This is a genomic window from Limosilactobacillus sp. C0001E2 (genome assembly GCF_056590915.1).
The window spans coordinates 328,079-346,823 of sequence record NZ_JBWPXC010000001.1 but is presented as its reverse complement, the minus strand read 5'-3'; the positions used below and the strand labels follow the sequence as shown (position 1 = coordinate 346,823).

22 protein-coding genes and 1 other annotated feature are annotated in these 18,745 nt (G+C 41.4%); of the genes, 21 read left to right on the top strand and 1 reads right to left on the bottom strand.

Going from position 1 to position 18,745, the window contains the following annotated elements; translation table 11 throughout:
* Positions 1-307: 307 nt before the first annotated feature.
* The 15 genes from AC1EKL_RS01700 (at position 308) to recN (ending at position 11,271) form a co-directional block, all read left to right on the top strand.
* Positions 308-943: a TetR/AcrR family transcriptional regulator gene (locus AC1EKL_RS01700; RefSeq protein WP_480189224.1), complete on the top strand. Its 636-nt coding sequence runs from the start codon at positions 308-310 to the stop codon at positions 941-943.
* 60 nt (positions 944-1,003) lie between these two features.
* Positions 1,004-1,073, top strand: a sequence feature (ribosomal protein L21 leader region).
* Positions 1,074-1,085: 12 nt separating this feature from the next.
* The gene (gene rplU / locus AC1EKL_RS01695; RefSeq protein ID WP_006916296.1) at positions 1,086-1,394 is read left to right on the top strand and encodes a 50S ribosomal protein L21; all 309 of its coding nucleotides are present in this window, start codon (positions 1,086-1,088) and stop codon (positions 1,392-1,394) included.
* A 13-nt stretch (positions 1,395-1,407) separates the two neighbouring features.
* Entirely contained in the window at positions 1,408-1,734 is a 327-nt protein-coding gene (locus AC1EKL_RS01690; protein ID WP_480189223.1) for a ribosomal-processing cysteine protease Prp, read from the top strand.
* A gap of 22 nt (positions 1,735-1,756) precedes the next feature.
* Complete coding sequence (rpmA, locus tag AC1EKL_RS01685) at positions 1,757-2,038, top strand: 50S ribosomal protein L27 (protein ID WP_006916294.1); 282 nt, start codon at positions 1,757-1,759, stop codon at positions 2,036-2,038.
* A gap of 77 nt (positions 2,039-2,115) precedes the next feature.
* Complete coding sequence (locus AC1EKL_RS01680; protein WP_480189222.1) at positions 2,116-3,192, top strand: M24 family metallopeptidase; 1,077 nt, start codon at positions 2,116-2,118, stop codon at positions 3,190-3,192.
* A 2-nt stretch (positions 3,193-3,194) separates the two neighbouring features.
* Positions 3,195-3,860, top strand: a complete 666-nt coding sequence (locus AC1EKL_RS01675) for a 2'-5' RNA ligase family protein (protein ID WP_480189221.1) — start codon at positions 3,195-3,197, stop codon at positions 3,858-3,860.
* A gap of 86 nt (positions 3,861-3,946) precedes the next feature.
* A complete protein-coding gene (locus AC1EKL_RS01670; RefSeq protein WP_480189220.1) occupies positions 3,947-4,390 on the top strand; it encodes an Asp23/Gls24 family envelope stress response protein in 444 nt (147 codons plus the stop codon).
* Entirely contained in the window at positions 4,390-4,803 is a 414-nt protein-coding gene (gene nusB / locus AC1EKL_RS01665) for a transcription antitermination factor NusB (RefSeq protein WP_480189219.1), read from the top strand. The genes AC1EKL_RS01670 and nusB overlap by 1 nt, the downstream gene beginning before the upstream one ends.
* Before the next feature lie 75 nt (positions 4,804-4,878).
* Positions 4,879-5,739, top strand: a complete 861-nt coding sequence (locus tag AC1EKL_RS01660; RefSeq protein ID WP_480189218.1) for a bifunctional 5,10-methylenetetrahydrofolate dehydrogenase/5,10-methenyltetrahydrofolate cyclohydrolase — start codon at positions 4,879-4,881, stop codon at positions 5,737-5,739.
* Positions 5,732-7,123: an exodeoxyribonuclease VII large subunit gene (gene xseA / locus AC1EKL_RS01655; RefSeq protein WP_480189217.1), complete on the top strand. Its 1,392-nt coding sequence runs from the start codon at positions 5,732-5,734 to the stop codon at positions 7,121-7,123. Before AC1EKL_RS01660 ends, xseA begins: the two co-directional genes overlap by 8 nt.
* Positions 7,110-7,409 carry an exodeoxyribonuclease VII small subunit gene (locus AC1EKL_RS01650; RefSeq protein ID WP_480189216.1) on the top strand — a complete coding sequence of 100 codons (300 nt, stop codon included), beginning with the start codon at positions 7,110-7,112 and terminating at the stop codon, positions 7,407-7,409. The genes xseA and AC1EKL_RS01650 overlap by 14 nt, the downstream gene beginning before the upstream one ends.
* A gap of 9 nt (positions 7,410-7,418) precedes the next feature.
* Complete coding sequence (locus tag AC1EKL_RS01645; RefSeq protein ID WP_480189215.1) at positions 7,419-8,282, top strand: polyprenyl synthetase family protein; 864 nt, start codon at positions 7,419-7,421, stop codon at positions 8,280-8,282.
* 8 nt (positions 8,283-8,290) lie between these two features.
* On the top strand, positions 8,291-9,109 hold the full coding sequence (locus AC1EKL_RS01640) for a TlyA family RNA methyltransferase (protein ID WP_480189214.1): 819 nt from the start codon (positions 8,291-8,293) through the stop codon (positions 9,107-9,109).
* 15 nt (positions 9,110-9,124) lie between these two features.
* Entirely contained in the window at positions 9,125-9,574 is a 450-nt protein-coding gene (locus AC1EKL_RS01635) for an arginine repressor (protein WP_480189213.1), read from the top strand.
* A 14-nt stretch (positions 9,575-9,588) separates the two neighbouring features.
* The gene (gene recN, locus AC1EKL_RS01630; RefSeq protein ID WP_480189212.1) at positions 9,589-11,271 is read left to right on the top strand and encodes a DNA repair protein RecN; all 1,683 of its coding nucleotides are present in this window, start codon (positions 9,589-9,591) and stop codon (positions 11,269-11,271) included.
* Positions 11,272-11,325: 54 nt separating this feature from the next.
* On the opposite strand, the gene AC1EKL_RS01625 is transcribed toward recN, so the two are convergent.
* Positions 11,326-11,661: a hypothetical protein gene (locus AC1EKL_RS01625; RefSeq protein ID WP_480189211.1), complete on the bottom strand. Its 336-nt coding sequence runs from the start codon at positions 11,659-11,661 to the stop codon at positions 11,326-11,328.
* Positions 11,662-11,833: 172 nt separating this feature from the next.
* Here AC1EKL_RS01625 and gmk point away from each other — a divergent pair, with 172 nt between their 5' ends.
* The 6 genes from gmk (at position 11,834) to rsmB (ending at position 18,739) form a co-directional block, all read left to right on the top strand.
* Entirely contained in the window at positions 11,834-12,454 is a 621-nt protein-coding gene (gmk, locus tag AC1EKL_RS01620) for a guanylate kinase (RefSeq protein ID WP_480189210.1), read from the top strand.
* The gene (gene rpoZ / locus AC1EKL_RS01615; protein WP_480189209.1) at positions 12,451-12,726 is read left to right on the top strand and encodes a DNA-directed RNA polymerase subunit omega; all 276 of its coding nucleotides are present in this window, start codon (positions 12,451-12,453) and stop codon (positions 12,724-12,726) included. Before gmk ends, rpoZ begins: the two co-directional genes overlap by 4 nt.
* Before the next feature lie 80 nt (positions 12,727-12,806).
* Positions 12,807-14,003, top strand: a complete 1,197-nt coding sequence (gene coaBC, locus AC1EKL_RS01610; RefSeq protein WP_480189208.1) for a bifunctional phosphopantothenoylcysteine decarboxylase/phosphopantothenate--cysteine ligase CoaBC — start codon at positions 12,807-12,809, stop codon at positions 14,001-14,003.
* A gap of 15 nt (positions 14,004-14,018) precedes the next feature.
* The gene (gene priA, locus AC1EKL_RS01605; RefSeq protein ID WP_480189207.1) at positions 14,019-16,439 is read left to right on the top strand and encodes a primosomal protein N'; all 2,421 of its coding nucleotides are present in this window, start codon (positions 14,019-14,021) and stop codon (positions 16,437-16,439) included.
* Positions 16,440-16,452: 13 nt separating this feature from the next.
* Positions 16,453-17,403 carry a methionyl-tRNA formyltransferase gene (gene fmt / locus AC1EKL_RS01600; RefSeq protein WP_480189206.1) on the top strand — a complete coding sequence of 317 codons (951 nt, stop codon included), beginning with the start codon at positions 16,453-16,455 and terminating at the stop codon, positions 17,401-17,403.
* A complete protein-coding gene (rsmB, locus tag AC1EKL_RS01595; RefSeq protein ID WP_480189205.1) occupies positions 17,396-18,739 on the top strand; it encodes a 16S rRNA (cytosine(967)-C(5))-methyltransferase RsmB in 1,344 nt (447 codons plus the stop codon). Before fmt ends, rsmB begins: the two co-directional genes overlap by 8 nt.
* Positions 18,740-18,745: the final 6 nt, after the last annotated feature.

Genomic DNA, 18,745 nt, shown 5'->3' with positions numbered 1-18,745 from the left:
AATAATAGGAAGCCATAGTGATTAGACTTTCTATTTTTTTATCATCGCGGCTAATTAGTAGTGCAGATTATAGAATTTAATAGAAGAACAATTTTCATGTGATAAGTTCAACATAATTAACTAAAAAGTTGAAATTATCCAAAAATAATTAAACAATCACGTTCTTTAAACCAAATTACTATCGCTAAATAGATGAATAGAGACAAACTGTAATGATTTTTCTTTGACAAAGTACGGTTAAGCTTTTACACTGCTGGTAAAAGGAATAATTAAGGATTGAATTATCATAAGATGGAGGCTGATTTTTATGGCAGATAAGAAATTAGACCCTCGGGTAGTTAAAACGCGGACGAACTTACGTAAGGCATTGGTTTATCTGATGCAAAACGAAAAAATCGACAGTATCAGTGTTCAGAAGATTACTGAAGCTGCCCACATTACACGAGGAACATTTTATTTACACTATAAGGATAAGAAAGACTTTGTGAAAAAGGCAATGGATGAAATCATTACTGAATTTTTTGACTCAGTAATGGTTGATTCAGACACCTTAGTTAATGGTAAGACAGTTCAATTAATGTCGCTGAATAAGGCCTTCGACTATATTGAGAAGAATTCTGATATTTTTACGATTTTATTAGATCGGGCACAAAATAATAATTTCTATCGGCAACTGTATAGTCGTTTGACTAGTGAAATGGAAACTTTCATTAAAGAGATGGGTGAAGATCTTGATGATATGGACGTGCCAATGAAGGTTCAGGTTGCTTTCACAGCTTCCGCGATGTTGGGATTAATTGCTCAGTGGTTAAATAATGGTTTGATTTATACGGCAAAATACATGACGAAGACAGTTTCACGGATTTTGAACCGTTTTGAAGCAACGGGAATTTTACTTCCGTCATTCTTTGATGATGAATTAGAAAGTGGCATAAGTATTTAGGCCTTAGCTATTGACGTACTGAGAAATCCTTGGTAATATACAAACGTTGTATTTGTGAACCAACAACTACAACCGCACGGTCACAAGTAAAAAGCATTTGCTACTTGTGTCGGCGAGTCTGAGATTTAAGGAGGTGCACAAGATGTACGCAATTATTGTTACAGGTGGAAAGCAATACAAGGTTGAAGAAGGTCAATCAATCTTTGTTGAAAAGCTTGATGTTAACGCAGGCGACAAGGTTACCTTTGACAAAGTCGTTTTTGTTGGCGGTGACAACACTAAGATTGGTACTCCATTCGTTGATGGAGCATCAGTTGAAGGGACTGTTGACAAGCAAGGCAAGGAAAAGAAGGTTGTTACCTTTAAGTACAAGCCAAAGAAGCACACCCACACTAAGCAAGGTCATCGTCAACCATACACTAAGGTTACGATTAACGCTATTAATGCCTAAGTGAGGTGAGATTATGATTCGCGCAGTGTTTAATGTGACGCCGAATCACGAGATTACTTCATTTAAGTTAACGGGACACGCTGATGCAGGTGATTATGGTCATGACATCGTGTGTGCTGCAGTTTCTGTTTTGACCATCTCGACAATTAATGGATTAGTGCGGGTTATTGATACTCATCCTAATGTCGAAATGAATGAAACTGAGGGTGGCTACATTAATGCTACTAATTTAGATTTGCGGCATGATTCGCAAATTTTATTACAAACTTTCTTGAATGGACTTTTGGATATTCAAGATCGTTACCAACAATACATTGAAGTTAAAATGTATGAAAAATAGTTCATTCTGGAGGTGAACGATTATGATTATGGATCTTCAATTCTTCTCCCACCACAAGGGGGGCGGTTCTACTGCTAACGGTCGTAACTCAGCTGGTCGTCGTCTTGGTACTAAGGCTGCGGATGGTTCTGTAGTTACTGCTGGATCAATTATTTACCGTCAACGTGGTACTCACATTAACCCCGGTGAAAATGTTGGCCGTGGTGGTGACGATACGTTATTTGCAAAGATCGATGGCGTTGTTAAGTTTGAACGCATGGGTCGTAGTAAGCGAAAGGTTTCGGTTTACCCGGCTGAAGCTTAATTTCAAAAAAGCTTTCGTGAATGCGGAAGCTTTTTTTATTGCAATAATTTTATTGAAAGGTTAGGTTATCAGAGTATATGACAAGAATTGAACGACTCCAAAGGCAGTTGCCTGGCCTGTATTTAGATGCGTTTTTAGTAACTAATAGTAAAAACATTGAATATTTAACGGGATTTTCATTGATGCAGAGTGATGGCATTTTATTGATCTCCAATCACCAAGCTATAATGATTACCGATGCACGGTACCAGTTAGCATTAGCGGAGTATGAATCAAAATCCGTGGTTGGCTTGATTACAGCAGATTATTATGAAACGCTTAATGAACTTTGTCAGAAAATGCAAATTCAAGTTTTAGGGTTTGATAAGTCGGTGTCTTATCAGATTTATGATTTACTGGATGAAATAATGGTTGCTGACCTAGTTCCATTTACAAATGTGATTGAAAAGTTAAGGTCAGTCAAAGATTCAGCCGAAATTGCAAAATTAAAACACGCGGCTGATTTATTAAGTGCTGGCTATCAATACATCCTTAAAATGGTTCAACCCGGTATGACAGAACGGCACGTGGCTGCAGCATTAGACTATTGGATGAAGGAACATGGTGCAACCGCAGCTTCATTTCCATCTATTGTGGCAAGTGGCCCTAATTCGGCGAAGCCACATGCGACGGTATCCGATCGTAAAATCCAATCGGGTGATATTGTAATTCTTGATTTTGGCTACTTTGTTGATGGTTATACTGCTGATATGACGAGGACGTTTGCTGTTGGCTCCATTGATCCAGAATTACGTGATGTTTATCAAATTGTAAATAGGGCTCGCCAACAAGTTATTAATCATGCTCATTCTGGAGTTCGTGGAGATCAGTTAGATGGGTATGGACGTTCTATTATTGACGAAGCAGGCTATGGTGATGAATTTAATCATGGCATGGGGCACGGTATTGGCTTGGCGGTACATGAACTGCCCGCTAGTTATGGACCAGCTGCTCATGGTTTAAAATTAGAAACTAACCAGGTAATTACTGTCGAACCTGGAATTTATATTCCTAAATTGGGTGGTGTGCGCATTGAAGATGATATCGTAATCACCCATGGCGAACCGCAGATATTGACGAAAGCACCTATTGAGATAGTGGTTGTGGGTAAGTAACGATGGATGAGCAATTAGACCAACTTTACAAAAAAATTAATCAGCAAGGCCGAATTGCAATTCAATGTCGACACGAACAAATTGATCCCTGGTTAGGACAGCTGAGGAACGATCACCGCAGATCGCTCACACTGATTGCAACAGTTCCTGCTCACGTTTCCCGTAATATAAAAATGTGTCTTCAGGGAATGAAAGCTAGTGTTCCAGAACTATATTATTATCCAAGTACAGCATTGCATTTAACCATTATGGATATATATCGGGGACGACCATCAGAGCAACTTCTGGATGCTTATGCTAGTCAGCTGCAGCCATTAGTTGATCGTTTTTTACCAATTCAATGGCGAATGCAGGGATTGATAGTCAGTCCGGGAGCGGTTTTAGTTAAGGGCTATTATTCATTGTCATTAGGAAATTTACGAAATCAACTTCGTCTGCAAATACCGTTAGCGAACCTTCCGTTAATGGAACGCTATCAGACGGTTTCTGGTCATATGACCATTGCTCGCTTTCCAACTGAGGTTCAACATCGAGCAAGCTTATTAAAATATGTTGAACAAAACTCCAGCTTACAGTTTGGAACTTTCGAGGTAAATCAGGTCGATTTGGTGATTCATGATTGGTACCATCGTCAGGTACAACCGGTAGCAACCTTTTCTAATGCGTAGGGTGATGAATTGTTGCAATTCGGGGCGATTTAGTGCAAAATAAAATACGATAAGCTATATGAAGAAAGATAATTGGAGGTCAGAGAATGGCTGAGGAATCAAAGATCGTTTTAAGTAGTAAAGACCAAACATTAGGGGTAATCCAAATTTCCCCACGTGTCTTAGAATTTATTGCTGGAATCGCAGCCAGCCAGGTTGATGGGGTTGCAAAAATGTATGGATCACTGGCTAATAATGTTGGTGAATTATTGGGTCGTTCTGACCACCGCCGTGGCGTTAAATTAACGCGTTCTGATGATGATACTTTGATGATCGATGTTGCGGTTTATCTTGATTATGGGGTTTCCGTACCACAAGTGGCTGCTAAAATTCAAGAAAATGTTAAACAGCGCATTGCTTCAATGACTGATTTAGTGGTCACCACTGTAAATGTCCATGTCCAAGGAATTAATGCTGAAAAGACCGAAAGTGATATTGACCCCAACGATATTTTTGGAACACAAAATAATGATAAAGATGGTGAAGAGTAGTGAGTTTTAGTCGTCATACAATTCGCATTGCAGCCTTTCAAACGCTGTTTGCATTAATTAACAATCCATCAGCAGATAAGGGTGCTCTTTATGCTGAAGTTTTAAAACTCGGTTCCAAGGAAACTGCTCCCCAATATCTTGATGAATTAGTAAGTGGAGTTCAAGAACATCAAGCAGATTTGGATGCAATTATTAGTAGCTATTTAACTAATAATTGGACGATTGAGCGTCTTGCTCGCCCAAATCTAGTTATTCTTCGTATTGCTTTATACGAACTTCAATATGAAAAAGAGTTACCAGCACCGATTATCATCAATGAAGCGCTTGAATTAGCTAAGTCATTCAGTGATGATAAGTCACGACGGTTTATTAATGGTGTGTTGGGTCACTATGAAAAAGAGCATGCTAATTAATTTCAAAGATACGTGAATTAGGAAAGAGGCTGGCGGTGTCCAACCTCTTTTTTGCAATATGAAAAGGGGAATACGATGGCAAAAATAATTGATGGCAAACAAATTTCTTCAAATTTAAATCAGCAAACCGCGATGCGGACAAAAACACTTATAAACAACGGGATCACTCCCGGATTGGCGGTGGTCTTGGTTGGTGATGATCCGGCAAGTGTGATTTATACCAGAAATAAATCTCGGCAAGCCAATCACCTTGGTTTTTATTCCGTTTTAAAAAAGTACCCGGCAGAGGTTAGTGAAGCAACGTTACTCGGTGAAATTCAGAAATTAAATGATGATCCTCAAATTCATGGTATTTTGGTTCAATCTCCCTTACCAGCCCATATTTCTGAAAGTCGGGTCATTGAAGCAATTGCTCCGCAAAAGGATGTCGATGGTTTCAATCCCGTCAATGTTGGTAAACTATATACCAATGATCAAACTAACTATCCGGTTGCCTGCACACCACGGGGAATCATGACTATGTTGGAAACGATGGACATTGATGTAACTGGTGCCGAAGTGGCCATTATTGGGCGGAGCCATTTAGTTGGTAAGCCTCTTCAAGCCCTGATGATGAATCATGATGCGACGGTGACAATTCTTCACCATGCCAGTCAAGATGTCAATTACTATTTAAAACACGCTGATATTGTGGTCGTTGCTGTGGGGAAACCGCAATTTTTAAAGGCTAATCAAATTAAACCAGGTGCAGTTGTGATCGACGTCGGTATTAATCGTAAACCAGACGGGCACCTCGTTGGAGACGTTGATTATGATAACGTTAGCGGCATTGCCAGCGCAATTACACCTGTTCCGGGTGGAGTTGGACCAATGACCATCGCCACTTTAATGCAACAAACGGTCGACTTAGCAGAGTGGAGTACAAACAATGACTGAAGTAGAACCAATTACTGTCAATCAGCTCACCAAATACATTCGTCGGAAATTTCAAGCGGACCCTTACATTTATCAGACTAATTTTTGGCTAGTCGGGGAATTAACTGATTATCGGCCGAGCAGCCTTCACCAATATTTTTCTCTCAAGGATGATAATGAAGAATTATCAGCTCGCAACCAATACAAGATTAGTGCGGTGATGTTTGCCAATGATTTTCGTAAAGTCAAGTTTCAACCGGAAAATGGGATGAAAGTGCTGGTTTATGGGCATGTTGATATCTATCCTAACCGTGGCGCTTACCAATTTTATGTTAGTCAAATGGAAGTTCAGGGAATTGGTTCCCTTCAAGTTGCCTTCCAGCAAATGTATGAAAAACTCAAAAAAGAGGGACTGTTTGACCAACCTAAAAAAGTAATTCGATCCTTTCCGCAGCGGGTTGCGATTGTAACGAGTAATGATGCAGCGGTAAAGCATGATATTATCACAACTTTTCGTCGACGTAATCCACTCATTCAGCTCGTTTTCTACCCAACTAAAGTTCAAGGTGATGATGCAGCACCGATGATTGCGCAACAAATTAGCCAGGTCAGCGCTGATGGTAATTACGATACTTTAATTGTGGCTCGTGGTGGTGGTTCGCGGGGCGACCTCTGGGCATTTAACTCGGAAGAAGTGGGGCGTGCGATTGCTGAGTGTCCCATTCCGGTTATTTCATCAGTTGGTCACGAAGTTGATACTACAATTGCTGATTTAGTGGCCGATGATCGTGAGGCGACCCCGACTAGTGCGGCAGTTCGCGCTTCTGCATGGTTACTGGCGGATGTTAAAACGGAAATTCAAAATGTTCGGCAGCAACTTTCCCATTTAATGAAGCTCAACATTGATCATCTTCAAGAACGGCTGACTACACTACAAAAGAGTTATATTTTTCAAGAACCAACCCGGATTTTACAACAGCCCACGGAACGATTAGATGATCTTAAACAACAATTAATGGTAAGCGTTCGTCAACATCAGCATGAAAGCCAACAACAGCTACGTTTATTGACTACCCAGTTACATAGTTTTTCGCCTTCTGATCGCCTTAAGCGAGATCGTGAGCGTTTACAGGGCTTGCAACGATTACTGCAGACAGTTGGTAGTCGCCAGGTTCATCGATCGCAACTAGAGTTAACGGGGTTAATTAATCAATTAGCAACCCTTGATCCGGAGAAAGTGTTGGCGCGTGGCTATAGTTATGTAACGAAAAAAAATCAAGTCATTAAACAGGTTCAACAGGTAAAGGTTACTGATCGCATTACTATTCATTTGGTTGATGGTGACGTCGAAGCAGAGATTAAACAGATTAAACACAAGGGAGCAGCACAACATGGCAACAACTAGAAAAAAAGTGACGTTTGAAGAGCAGATGAATGAACTACAAGATATTGTTAATAATCTTCAACAAGGAAATCTATCATTAGATGATTCACTAAAGCAGTTTAAGAATGGGATGAAGTTAGCTAATAAATTGCAAAATCAACTTGATAAAGCAGATGAAACCTTAGCACAACTGATGGGGGCGGATGGCCAATTACATCCGGCAGAGGAGGCCGGAGATGATCTAAGCAATAATGGTGTTCAGAATCAGGGATATCACTCTGAATTTGTTGATAAGGATGAAAAGTAGGGTAAAGTTATGATTCAGGACTATCAGAAACAGATTAATCAATATTTAAGTGACCACGTCAAGAACGAATGCGCTGAACCGACGTTAGCGGCTTCGACCATTTATTCCTTAATGGCGGGCGGTAAACGTCTTCGACCGGCACTTACGTTAGCAATTTGTGATGCCTTTCAGCAATCAATTAATCAAGACGTTTTACGGGCGGCTTGTGCAGTCGAATTATTACATACATATTCACTTATTCATGACGATTTACCGGCGATGGATAATGATGATTTGCGGCGGGGGTTACCGACTAACCATCGCCGCTTTGGCGCAGGAATGGCAACACTAGCAGGAGATGGTTTGCTAACGTTAGCTTTTCAATGGTTGAGTGACAATAATTTGACTGTTGCTACTCGGCTGGCGTTAGTCAGAGAACTATCCGTAGCCGCGGGCTCATCAGGGATGGTGGCTGGTCAAGCCATGGATATTCACAATGAAGGACACAATTTAGCGTTGCCAGTCTTACAATTACTGCACGAAAAGAAGACAGGAGCATTAATTCGCTATGCGGTTCTTGCTGGAGGAATAATCACAAATCAAGCTCCGGAAACTAAACATTTACTGGCTCGTTTTGGTGAGTATTATGGTTTGGCGTTCCAAATTTATGATGATTTAATGGATGTTGTGGGTAGCGAAGAACAGATGGGCAAAGCTGTTCACAAGGATCAAGCGGAAGCAAAAAATACTTATCCAGGCTTGTTAGGTTTAGCTGAAACTAAGCATCAGTTGGAATTAGCCCTATCTAAGGCTCGCAAATTGGCGGCAAAGCTCAATCAACAAACCAATGGAGATTTTACGGTTTTAGAAGAATTCTTGGCATACTTTAAATAGGTGAAAAAATGGAAAAAGAACGGGTTGACGTATTATTAGTTAAGCAGGGGTTATTTGATTCGCGTGAACAAGCTAAGCGGGCAGTAATGGCCGGAGAAATCCTTGGCAAAAATAATGAAAGATTAGATAAACCGGGACAAAAGATACCAGTAACCACTACTTTACACATGAAGGGTAAAAAGATGCCATATGTTAGTCGTGGTGGCTTGAAACTGGCTAAGGCCTTAAAGGTATTTGGGATAACGGTTCGAGATCTAACGGTTCTTGATATTGGCTCATCAACTGGCGGTTTTACAGATGTGATGCTTCAAAATGGAGCTAAACGCAGCTATGCGCTTGATGTTGGGACAAATCAACTAGTATGGCAATTGCGTGAAGATCCTCGTGTTGTCGTAATGGAACAAACTAATTTCCGGTATAGTAAACTAGCAGATTTTACGATGGGTCAACCAGAATTTGCTTCCATTGATGTCTCATTTATTTCATTAAAATTAATTCTGGAACCATTAAGTCATATTCTCAAGCTTGGTGGTTCTGTGGTGGCATTAATTAAGCCGCAATTTGAAGCTGGCCGTGACCATGTCGGCAAGCATGGGATTGTCCGTAGTCGAAACGTTCATGAAGATGTTATAAAAAATGTCTGTCAATTTGCGGTCAACAATCATTTTGATGTTAAAAATCTTGATTTTTCACCCATTAAGGGTGGACAAGGTAATATCGAGTTTTTGGTACACCTTCAGTTAACGGATCATCAGGGAACTATTTCCCCAATTGTAGATATTGATCAGGTAATTGATAACACCTATGCTGAACTTAAACAGTCCTAGAAAGGGGTATGTGGAATGAAAAAATCGGAGCGGCAGGATAAAATCCGTGAAATGATTGAAAATCATGATGTTGAACGTCAAGAGGACCTCGTACAGCTTCTTTTGTCCGCAGGAATACACGTCACACAAGCGACCATTTCGCGCGACATTAAAGAGATGCAGTTGGTAAAGGTTCCCAGTGCAGCAGGCGGTTATCGATATAACATGCCAACTCATCGGCAGGATAATAAGGAACAGCAGTTGGCGGATGCGGTGGCTAATGATTTGCAGTCGCTAAAGCGTTCTGACCGGTTTTTATCATTAACAATGCGGCCAGGACATGCACCAATGGCGGCGGTGCTAATCAAGCGACTTAATTTTCCAGAAGTTTTTACGGCAATTGGTGATGACACGAGTGTTTTGGTGGTTTGCCAATCAGTGGAAGATGCAGTTAAATTTGAGCAAATCATTACCAGCCTGAATTAAAAGGAGAGCGCGTCGTGTTACAAGAAATTACTATTGATAATCTCGCCATTATTAATCACTTAACATTGGCTTTCGGTCAGAATATGACTGTCCTGACGGGGGAAACTGGTGCGGGTAAGTCAATCATCATTGATGCGGTCGGATTACTGGCCGGTGCTCGTGGATCGCAGGAACTAATTCGCCAGGGAACCGATAAACTTGAGGTTCAGGGACAATTCCTGATTCCGGACGATCCCCAATATAGTGAATTGCTTGATCAGTTGGGAATTGATCATGAGGACCGCACCGTTATTATTTCGCGAGAAATTCATCGGAACGGGAGAAATACAATTCGGGCAAACGGAACATTAATTAATACCACCATTTTGCGAAAAATCGGTGCACCACTGGTCGATATTCAAGGTCAAAATGATAATCAACGCTTATTACAGCCTGATCAGCACCTACCAATGTTGGATCATTTTGCTGGTACGGAGGTTCAAAGATTACTTCAACAATATCAAGAACAGTATCGGCAGTATCGAAAGTTAAAGAAAACTTTAGCCACCAAACAGGCCAATGAACAACAATGGGCACAACGCTTAGACATGCTCCGTTATCAGGTTCAAGAAATTCAGTCTGCGGATTTAAAGGCTGACGAAGAAGAGGCTTTGATTAGTGAACGTGACCGCTTAGACCATTTCCAACAAATTCAAAATACATTGCAGCAACTGGTTGCCATTTTAAATGGTGGTGAAAATGCACCGGTGCTTGATCAGTTGGCAACAGCCATGGATGCCGTTAATGAAATTACGCAATTCGATGATAATTATGCTGACATTGGCAAAGCATTGGAAGATTCGTACTATTCATTGCAGGATGTAGCTAACCAATCAAGTCATGAACTGGATGGCCTAGAATTTGACGAAGAACGACTTAATGAAATTAATACCCGCTTAGATTTGATAAATGATCTGGAAAGAAAGTATGGAGATACTGTGCCGGACATTCTTGCTTATTACAATAAGATTCACCACGAATTAGCTGACATGGAAGGGACTGTGGACTCGAATGATGGGTTAGAGGATCAATTAGCCACGGTTGTTAAGCAACTAGAAGAATTAGGACATCAATTAAGTGAGCGACGAAAAAAAGTGGCTAAAGATCTAGAAAAACGGGTTCATCATGAATTAAGTGCTTTATACATGGAAAAGGCAGTTTTTAAGGTTCATTTTGCTAAGGTCCCGGTGCATAATTTCACCCCCACTGGGATTGATAATGTTGAATTTTATATTCAAACTAATCCTGGTGAACGGATGGGGCCGTTAGCAAAGATTGCTTCCGGTGGGGAGCTTTCCCGGGTAATGTTGGCTTTGAAGACGATTTTTACGGAGCAAGCGGATGTGACTAGTATTATTTTTGATGAAGTTGATACTGGAGTTAGTGGTCGTGTTGCGCAAGCAATTGCCGATAAAATTAAAGTCATTGCTAATCATTCGCAGGTTTTGTGTATTACGCACCTTCCACAAGTGGCCGCAGTTGCTCAACACCAGTTTTTAATTCAAAAACAAGTCCATGATCAACGAACCACCACGACTGTAACTAAATTAAATCATCAAGAACGAGTGGATGAATTATCACGGATGCTGGCAGGAGAAAAAATTACTAAATTAACGCGTGAACATGCTAATGAGCTTTTAAAAATGGCTCACGAATAAAAAAAGGAATTGTCGTAAACATTAACTATGTTTATCGACAATTCCTTTTTTTAGTTAACCAGCAATATAGCGAACCTGTTTTAAAGTGAAAATGTAAGATACATTTTGATTGCGCAGAAGGAAACGTTTGTTTGAAAGTGGATAAAGTTGTCCACGACAATTGGTGATTCGTCCTTCTGGGGTTAGTGGATTTAATTGGATAAAAATAGATCGATGATCTTCTACTGCAAGTTTAGTAAATAATTTTCGCTGAGCAACGGGCTGGACTGGTAGTATCTTAGGTGCCGGATGATCGTTGTATGAAGTGGCCTCATCGTCAAAAAGGTGATGGAAATATCTGTTGAGAGCTACAGATCCACGATTGATGAGATTAGTATTTGGATTTTTCATTTGATCATCTCCGAACGCTTGTTTGTAATAATTATTATACGAACGAACGTTCAGAATTGCAAGAGAAATTCAATTTTTTTATTTTGATTGCTATGAACTGTTGAATTACGGGTGATTTTATTTAATAATGTTTACTAATTACTTTGAATCAATTATGAGGGGTTAACTAATCATGACAAAACGTGGAATGTTGATTGTACTTTCTGGTCCTTCTGGCGTTGGTAAAGGAACAGTGCGTAAAGCATTATTTGATCAACCAGGAAACGACTTTCAGTATTCAATTTCGATGACCACCCGTAAGCCGCGCCCTGGTGAAAAGAACGGTGTCGATTATTTCTTTGTTTCTAAGGAAGAGTTTGAGCACAATATTCAAACTGGGCAAATGTTAGAATACGCAAAGTATGTTGACAACTATTATGGAACACCATTAAAATATATTGATGATACATTAGACTCTGGAAAAGATGTTTTCCTTGAAATCGAAGTTAATGGTGCGATGCAAGTTCGTTCAAAACGACCGGATGGTGTTTTTATTTTTCTGACGCCACCTGATTTAATGGAATTAAAGCACCGATTGATTCACCGTGGGACTGATAGCATGGACGTGATTAATAAGCGGATCCATAAAGCATTTGGTGAAATCGAAATGATGCAGAATTATGACTACGCCGTTGTTAACGACAAAGTGGATAATGCTGTTGAAAAAATTAAGGGAATCATTCGAACTGAGCGATTACGGGTTCCACGAGTAATGCCAGATTATCTTGAAATGTTAGGAGATTCAGAAAAATGATCTTATACCCATCAGTTGATGAATTATTAAAGCGGGTTGATTCTCGATACTCATTAATCATGTTGGCCAGCAAGCGTGCCCATGAAATTGATAAGTATGAAGCGGATCAATGGCGTGCTGATCACAGCGACAAACCAGTTAGCATGGAAGGCGATAAGCCGTTGCTATTGGATCACTACCAATCAGCAAAATCAGTTGGTAAGGCCTTAGAAGAAATTGAAGCAGGTAAGGTCACAATTGATCCATACCATACTGAAGATAAACAAGATTAACGCACCTTTTGATGGGTTGGGGGATAACAATAGTTATTTTCTAACCCATTAATTATTCTTGGGGAAATTTGGTGAAAATTATGGCAAAAATTTTGGTACATGTGAGTGGTAGTGTCGCAGCTTTTAAAGCAGTTACGGTAGTAAGAATGTTGCAACGTGCTCATCATGAAGTGCGGGTCGTTATGACTAAATCCGCCACAAAATTGGTTGGGCCAGCGACTTTTACAGCGTTAACCCATTATCCCGTGTTAGTTGACTTATGGGAACCAACGTTGAATGGTGACATTCCACATATTGAGTTGGCCGACTGGGCAGATTATTCGATTGTGGTTCCGGCCAGTGCGGATATAATTGCTAAAATTGCTAATGGGATTGCGGATGATGCGGTTACCACAACGGTTTTGGCAACGCCAACGCCAGTTATGATTGTGCCGGCAATGAATACTCACATGTGGCATCAGCCAGCAACACGACGGAACCTGGATCAATTACGCCGTGATGGGCGGTTAATTCTTTCACCAGTTCATGGACAACTAGCTGAAGGCTATGCAGGTGATGGACGGATGCCAGAACCAAAGGCAATTGTCCACTTCATGGACCAGGTCATGTCCTCCCAAGGAATTTTGAAGGGAAAACATGTGTTGATTTCGCTTGGCGGCACTGTCGCACCGATTGATCCAGTCCGCTATATTGGAAATTGGTCCTCTGGGAAAATGGGCTGGGCAATTGCACAAGCTGCTTTAAGAATGGGAGCTGAAGTAACGGTTGTTGCTGGTCGCACTAATATTCATCTTGAAGCACAAAATCGGTTAACGATTGAGCGGGTCCAGACCACACAGGAAATGTATGAACAAATTGCAAAGGACTTTGGTCAATGTGATGTTTTGATTATGGCAGCGGCTGTGGCGGATTTTCAACCAGCCAACGTTGTTCAACAGAAAATAAAAAAGGCTCCCCACCAAACGGTGTTAAATTTAAAACTAACACCAACGGTAGATATTTTAAAAACGATGGGGCATCGGAAAAATCACCAGTTAGTAGTGGGGTTTGCTGCAGAAACTCAAGACGTCCTTGCAAATGCACAACAAAAGTTAGCTAACAAGGGGGCTGATATGATTGTGGCAAATGATGTTAGTCAAACCACAACGGGCTTTAATGCTGATACCAATAAAGTAACGATTTTACGTCCCCAGCAAAAACCGTTTGCTTGGCCGATCGCAACCAAACACGACATAGGTAAACGCTTAATGAAGTTGATTGCTGAGCAATTATCTTAAAAAGGAGGGGTGGCAGTGGCTGAACTAGCGCAAGTTATTGTGGATGTGCCAACATTGCAAACTAATCGGCCATATACTTATCAAGTGCCGTCAAAACTAGAACATCTGATTCAAGTCGGCATGCGGGTAATTGTGCCCTTTGGTAAGGGGAAGCGGTCTGTTCAAGGATTTGTAGTGGGACTTGATCAACCGGCTGATTTTCAAGGAACCCTCAAGCAAATAATAGCCTTAATGGATTTAGCTCCGGTGGTAAATGCTGAAATGATGCAATTAAGTCACTGGCTGGCAGACAAAACCTACTCGTTTTGGATTTCATGTTTATATACGATGCTTCCAAACATGCTCAAGGCTAAATCAAAGCGAATTGTTAAGATGGTCCAACCACTAGCCCCTGAGGATCAAGCAATTTTTGGTCAACAAGATGCACTCGATTACTCAGAGGTTCAAAATCAAACCTCAGTTGTTAGTCGGCTACTAACGCTCAAGCGCGCTGGTAAGGTTCAATTTGAATATCAGGTTCAGGACCGTGCCCGGGTAAAAACTGTGGCTCGGATTCAACCAGTATTGACGGCTGATGAATACAAGCAACTCCATTTACAAACCCGTGCCAACGCTACCGTTCAGCGAAAAATGCTGGACTATCTACAATCAATTGTTGGGCAACAAGTTTTAATGAGCCAAGCTCAAAAGGTTACGCAGCTGTCTGCGGCTAATTTTAAGCAAGCGGAAGATAAGGGCTGGATTTCTATGCAACAAATTGAACAATATCGCCAACCATTTGGTGCGGAGTTGACAGATCCTGCTGCTAAGGAACCACTTTCCTTAAACCCAGACCAACAACGTGCATTAGCATCAGTTAAACAATCAATTGACAATCACCAGCCCACGGTCTTCTTGTTACAAGGAGTTACTGGGAGCGGTAAAACCGAAGTTTATTTACAGGCGATGGCTCATGCTCTCCAACAAGGAAAAACCGCGTTATTAATGGTTCCGGAAATTTCGTTAACGCCTCAAATTGCGGAACGAGTTCGGGCTCGTTTTGGTTCCCAAGTTGCGGTTCTTCATTCTGGATTATCCGCTGGGGAACGCTATGATGAGTGGCGAAGAATTGAACGTGGTGAAGCTCAAATAGTTGTGGGTGCACGGTCGGCGGTCTTTGCACCGTTGAAAAATATTGGAATTATTATTATGGACGAGGAGCATGAGACTAGCTATAAACAAGACGATGCACCTCGCTATCATTCTCGCGAAGTTGCCAAGTGGCGTGCTAAATATCATCATGCGCCTTTGCTATTAGGTTCAGCAACACCAAGTTTGGAAAGTTATTCACGGGCACTGGCAGGTAATTACCAACTATTACAATTACCACACCGGGTCAACAAACGTCCATTACCACCAATTAAAGTTGTGGATATGCGTCCAGAGGTTCAGCGACGAGGGGAATCAAACTTTTCAACTGCACTTTTAACGGCTTTGCAAGAACGGCTTACCAAACATGAACAGAGTATTTTAATGCTGAATCGTCGCGGCTTTTCCTCTTTTATCATGTGCCGTGATTGCGGATTTGTGTTGAAATGTCCTAATTGTGATATTTCATTAACGATGCATTTAGATACTCATACGATGCGGTGCCACTATTGTGGTCATGAAGAACCCATCCCTCAACGATGTTCGCAGTGTCATGGTCGTCATATTCGATATTATGGAACTGGTACTGAAAAGGCCACCAGGGAACTACAGACCCTATTACCCACTGCCCGGATTCTGCGGATGGATGTAGATACAACCCGTCGTAAGGGAATGCATGAAAAATTATTGCAAAAGTTTGGTAGCGGTCAAGCAGATATCCTATTGGGGACCCAAATGATTGCTAAAGGACTAGATTTTCCGAACGTTACTTTAGTCGGAGTGTTGAATGCCGATACGGGCCTTGATTTGCCTGACTTTCGGGCGAGTGAACGCAGCTTTGATTTGTTGTCACAAGTTAGTGGTCGTGCGGGTCGGGCTGACAAAAAGGGTCAGGTAATTGTCCAAACTTTTAATCCAGATAATTATGTGATTCGCTTAGTCCAAGCGCATGACTATCGGAAATTTTTTAATACTGAGATGCAGATACGACAATTAGCGAGCTATCCCCCTTATTACTACACGATTCGTCTGATGGGGAGCCATGAAGATGAACAAGTGGCTGCCAAAATGATGTATGATATTAGGCAGGAATTAGGAAACCAGCTTGCGGGTGATACAATGATTTTAGGACCCACTCCGCGAGCAATTGCTCGTTTGAAAAAACGGTATTATTATCAGATTGTGATTAAATACCGTCAGGATCCTCAGCTTCATTCATTACTAACTAAAATTATGCAAGAAACGCAAAATAAATATCAACGTGGTGCGGAATTGGCAATTGATCCGGATCCGCAGTACTTCCTATAAAGAAGGGATTAATATGACATCAGTAGTTTTTATGGGGACTCCCCAGTTTGCTGTGCCCATTTTACAGGCACTAATCACAAGTCCAGATTATGATGTTCAGGCAGTATTAACACAGCCTGACCGGCCACGAGGCCGTAAACATGTGATGACGGCTTCACCGGTAAAGGAATTAGCAGTCAAAAACGGAATTGAGGTTTTACAGCCGGCCAAGTTAAGTGGTAGTCCAGAAATGGAACGAGTGATTGCTCTCCAACCGGATTTAATGATCACGGCAGCGTATGGACAGTTTTTACCGACTAAAATGTTGGAAGCAGCTAATATCGCGGCGATTAATGTACATGGTTCACTATTACCGAAGTACCGGGGTGGCGCTCCAATTCAGTATGCTGTAATGAATGGTGATACTGAAACGGGTGTGACGATTATGTACATGGTGAAAAAGATGGATGCAGGGGACATTATTGCCCAGCGATCCATTCCAATCACTAAGCAAGACGATACAGGTACGATGTTTGAAAAACTAAGTATTTTAGGACGAGACTTGTTAATGGAGACTCTGCCAGCATTAATCGAGGGGACTGCACCTTCAATTCCACAGGATGAAACTAAAGTCGTCTTTTCACCAAATATTGCTTCTGCTCAGGAGCGAATTGACTATACTCTGCCAGCTAACCGGATTGATGATTTAGTACGTGGCCTTCGTCCCCAACCATTGGGAAATATGATCATTGATGGAGTACGTACTAAAATAATTGACGTTACCCCATTACCAGAGTCAACGTCATTGGAACCTGGTAAGGTCGTGCGGGTAGCCAAACACGCGCTGGTAATTGCAGCTGGTGATGGGACAACCTATCAAATCAATCGGTTGAAACCAGCTGGTAAAGGCTTGATGGATATTACCGCATACCTAAATGGTCACCAAGATTTACAACCAGGAGTACAAGCAATTACTAATGAATAATTCAATTCAAAATAGCCCCCGTAATTTGGCTTTAGAAACGCTTGATAAGGTCTTTCAACGGGGGTCTTATTCTAATTTACAATTAAATGAAACACTAAAGCGCCATCGATTAAAAGAAGTGGATAAACGACTGGTGACGACGTTAGTTTATGGGGTATTACAACACAAAATAACCCTGGAATACTGGTTAACGCCACTGGTGAAGCGTGAGCCCGATAGTTGGGTTAAAACGCTATTGATGATGTCTTTTTATCAGTATCAATTTATGGATCGAATTCCAGAATGGGCTACGACAGATGAAGCTATTAAAATTGCTAAATGGCGGGGAAATCCGGGAATTAGAAAGTTTGTAACGGGCGTTTTACATGCTTTCCTTCGTCAGGGACCTGCTGATCCGCTAGAGATTGCGGATCCTATTCAACAATTATCGATTATTGGTAGCATTCCGGAATGGTTGGTACGTTGCCTGCTTCATCAGTATGGTCAAGAGCAGGTTGAAAAATTGGTTCACCAGATTAATGAACCTTCCCGTATCAGTTTACGAGTGAATACCGCCCGGACAACTATTCAAAAAGCAATTCAAACCTTAGCTAATGAGCAGATTGTTGTTCAACGGAGCAAGGTTGCGCAGGACGGCCTGGTAGTTCAAAGCGGCAATGTACTCACCAGTGCAGCGTTTGTTAACGGGATGGTTACCATTCAGGATGAAAGTGCCATGTTAGCAGTGGAAGCGCTCCAACTCCGGGGCGATGAACGTGTGCTGGACGCGTGTGCTGCACCAGGTGGCAAGACTGGACAAATTGCTGCTGCTTTAGATCCAACAACGGGTCAAGTTGATGCTCTGGATATTCATCAACATAAGGTTCGACTAATTCGTAAGAACATGGAACGGTTAGGGGTTGCTGACCGAGTTGTGGCACGGCAATTAGATGCTCGTCAGGTAGATGATTACTTTACAGATGAGTCTTTTGATAAAATCTTGGTTGATGCTCCATGTTCGGGGATCGGATTAATCCGACGTAAACCGGAAATCCGTTATGATAAAACTAGTTCCACTAGTAGCCGGCTTCATGAAATTCAAGGAGCAATTTTAAATGCGGTTGCCCCGAAAGTAAAAAAAGGCGGTATAATTGTTTACAGCACGTGTACGATTCTCCAAGAAGAGAATGAACACACGGTTCAAACGTTTTTGGCACACCACCCGAATTTTAGGTTGTTGAAAACGCAAACGGCACGTGCAATTAAGGCTGACCGTCAACAGAAGACACTCACGATTTTGCCGAGTGATTATGGTTCTGATGGTTTCTTTATCGGGACCCTTCAACGGATTAAATAAAGGAAA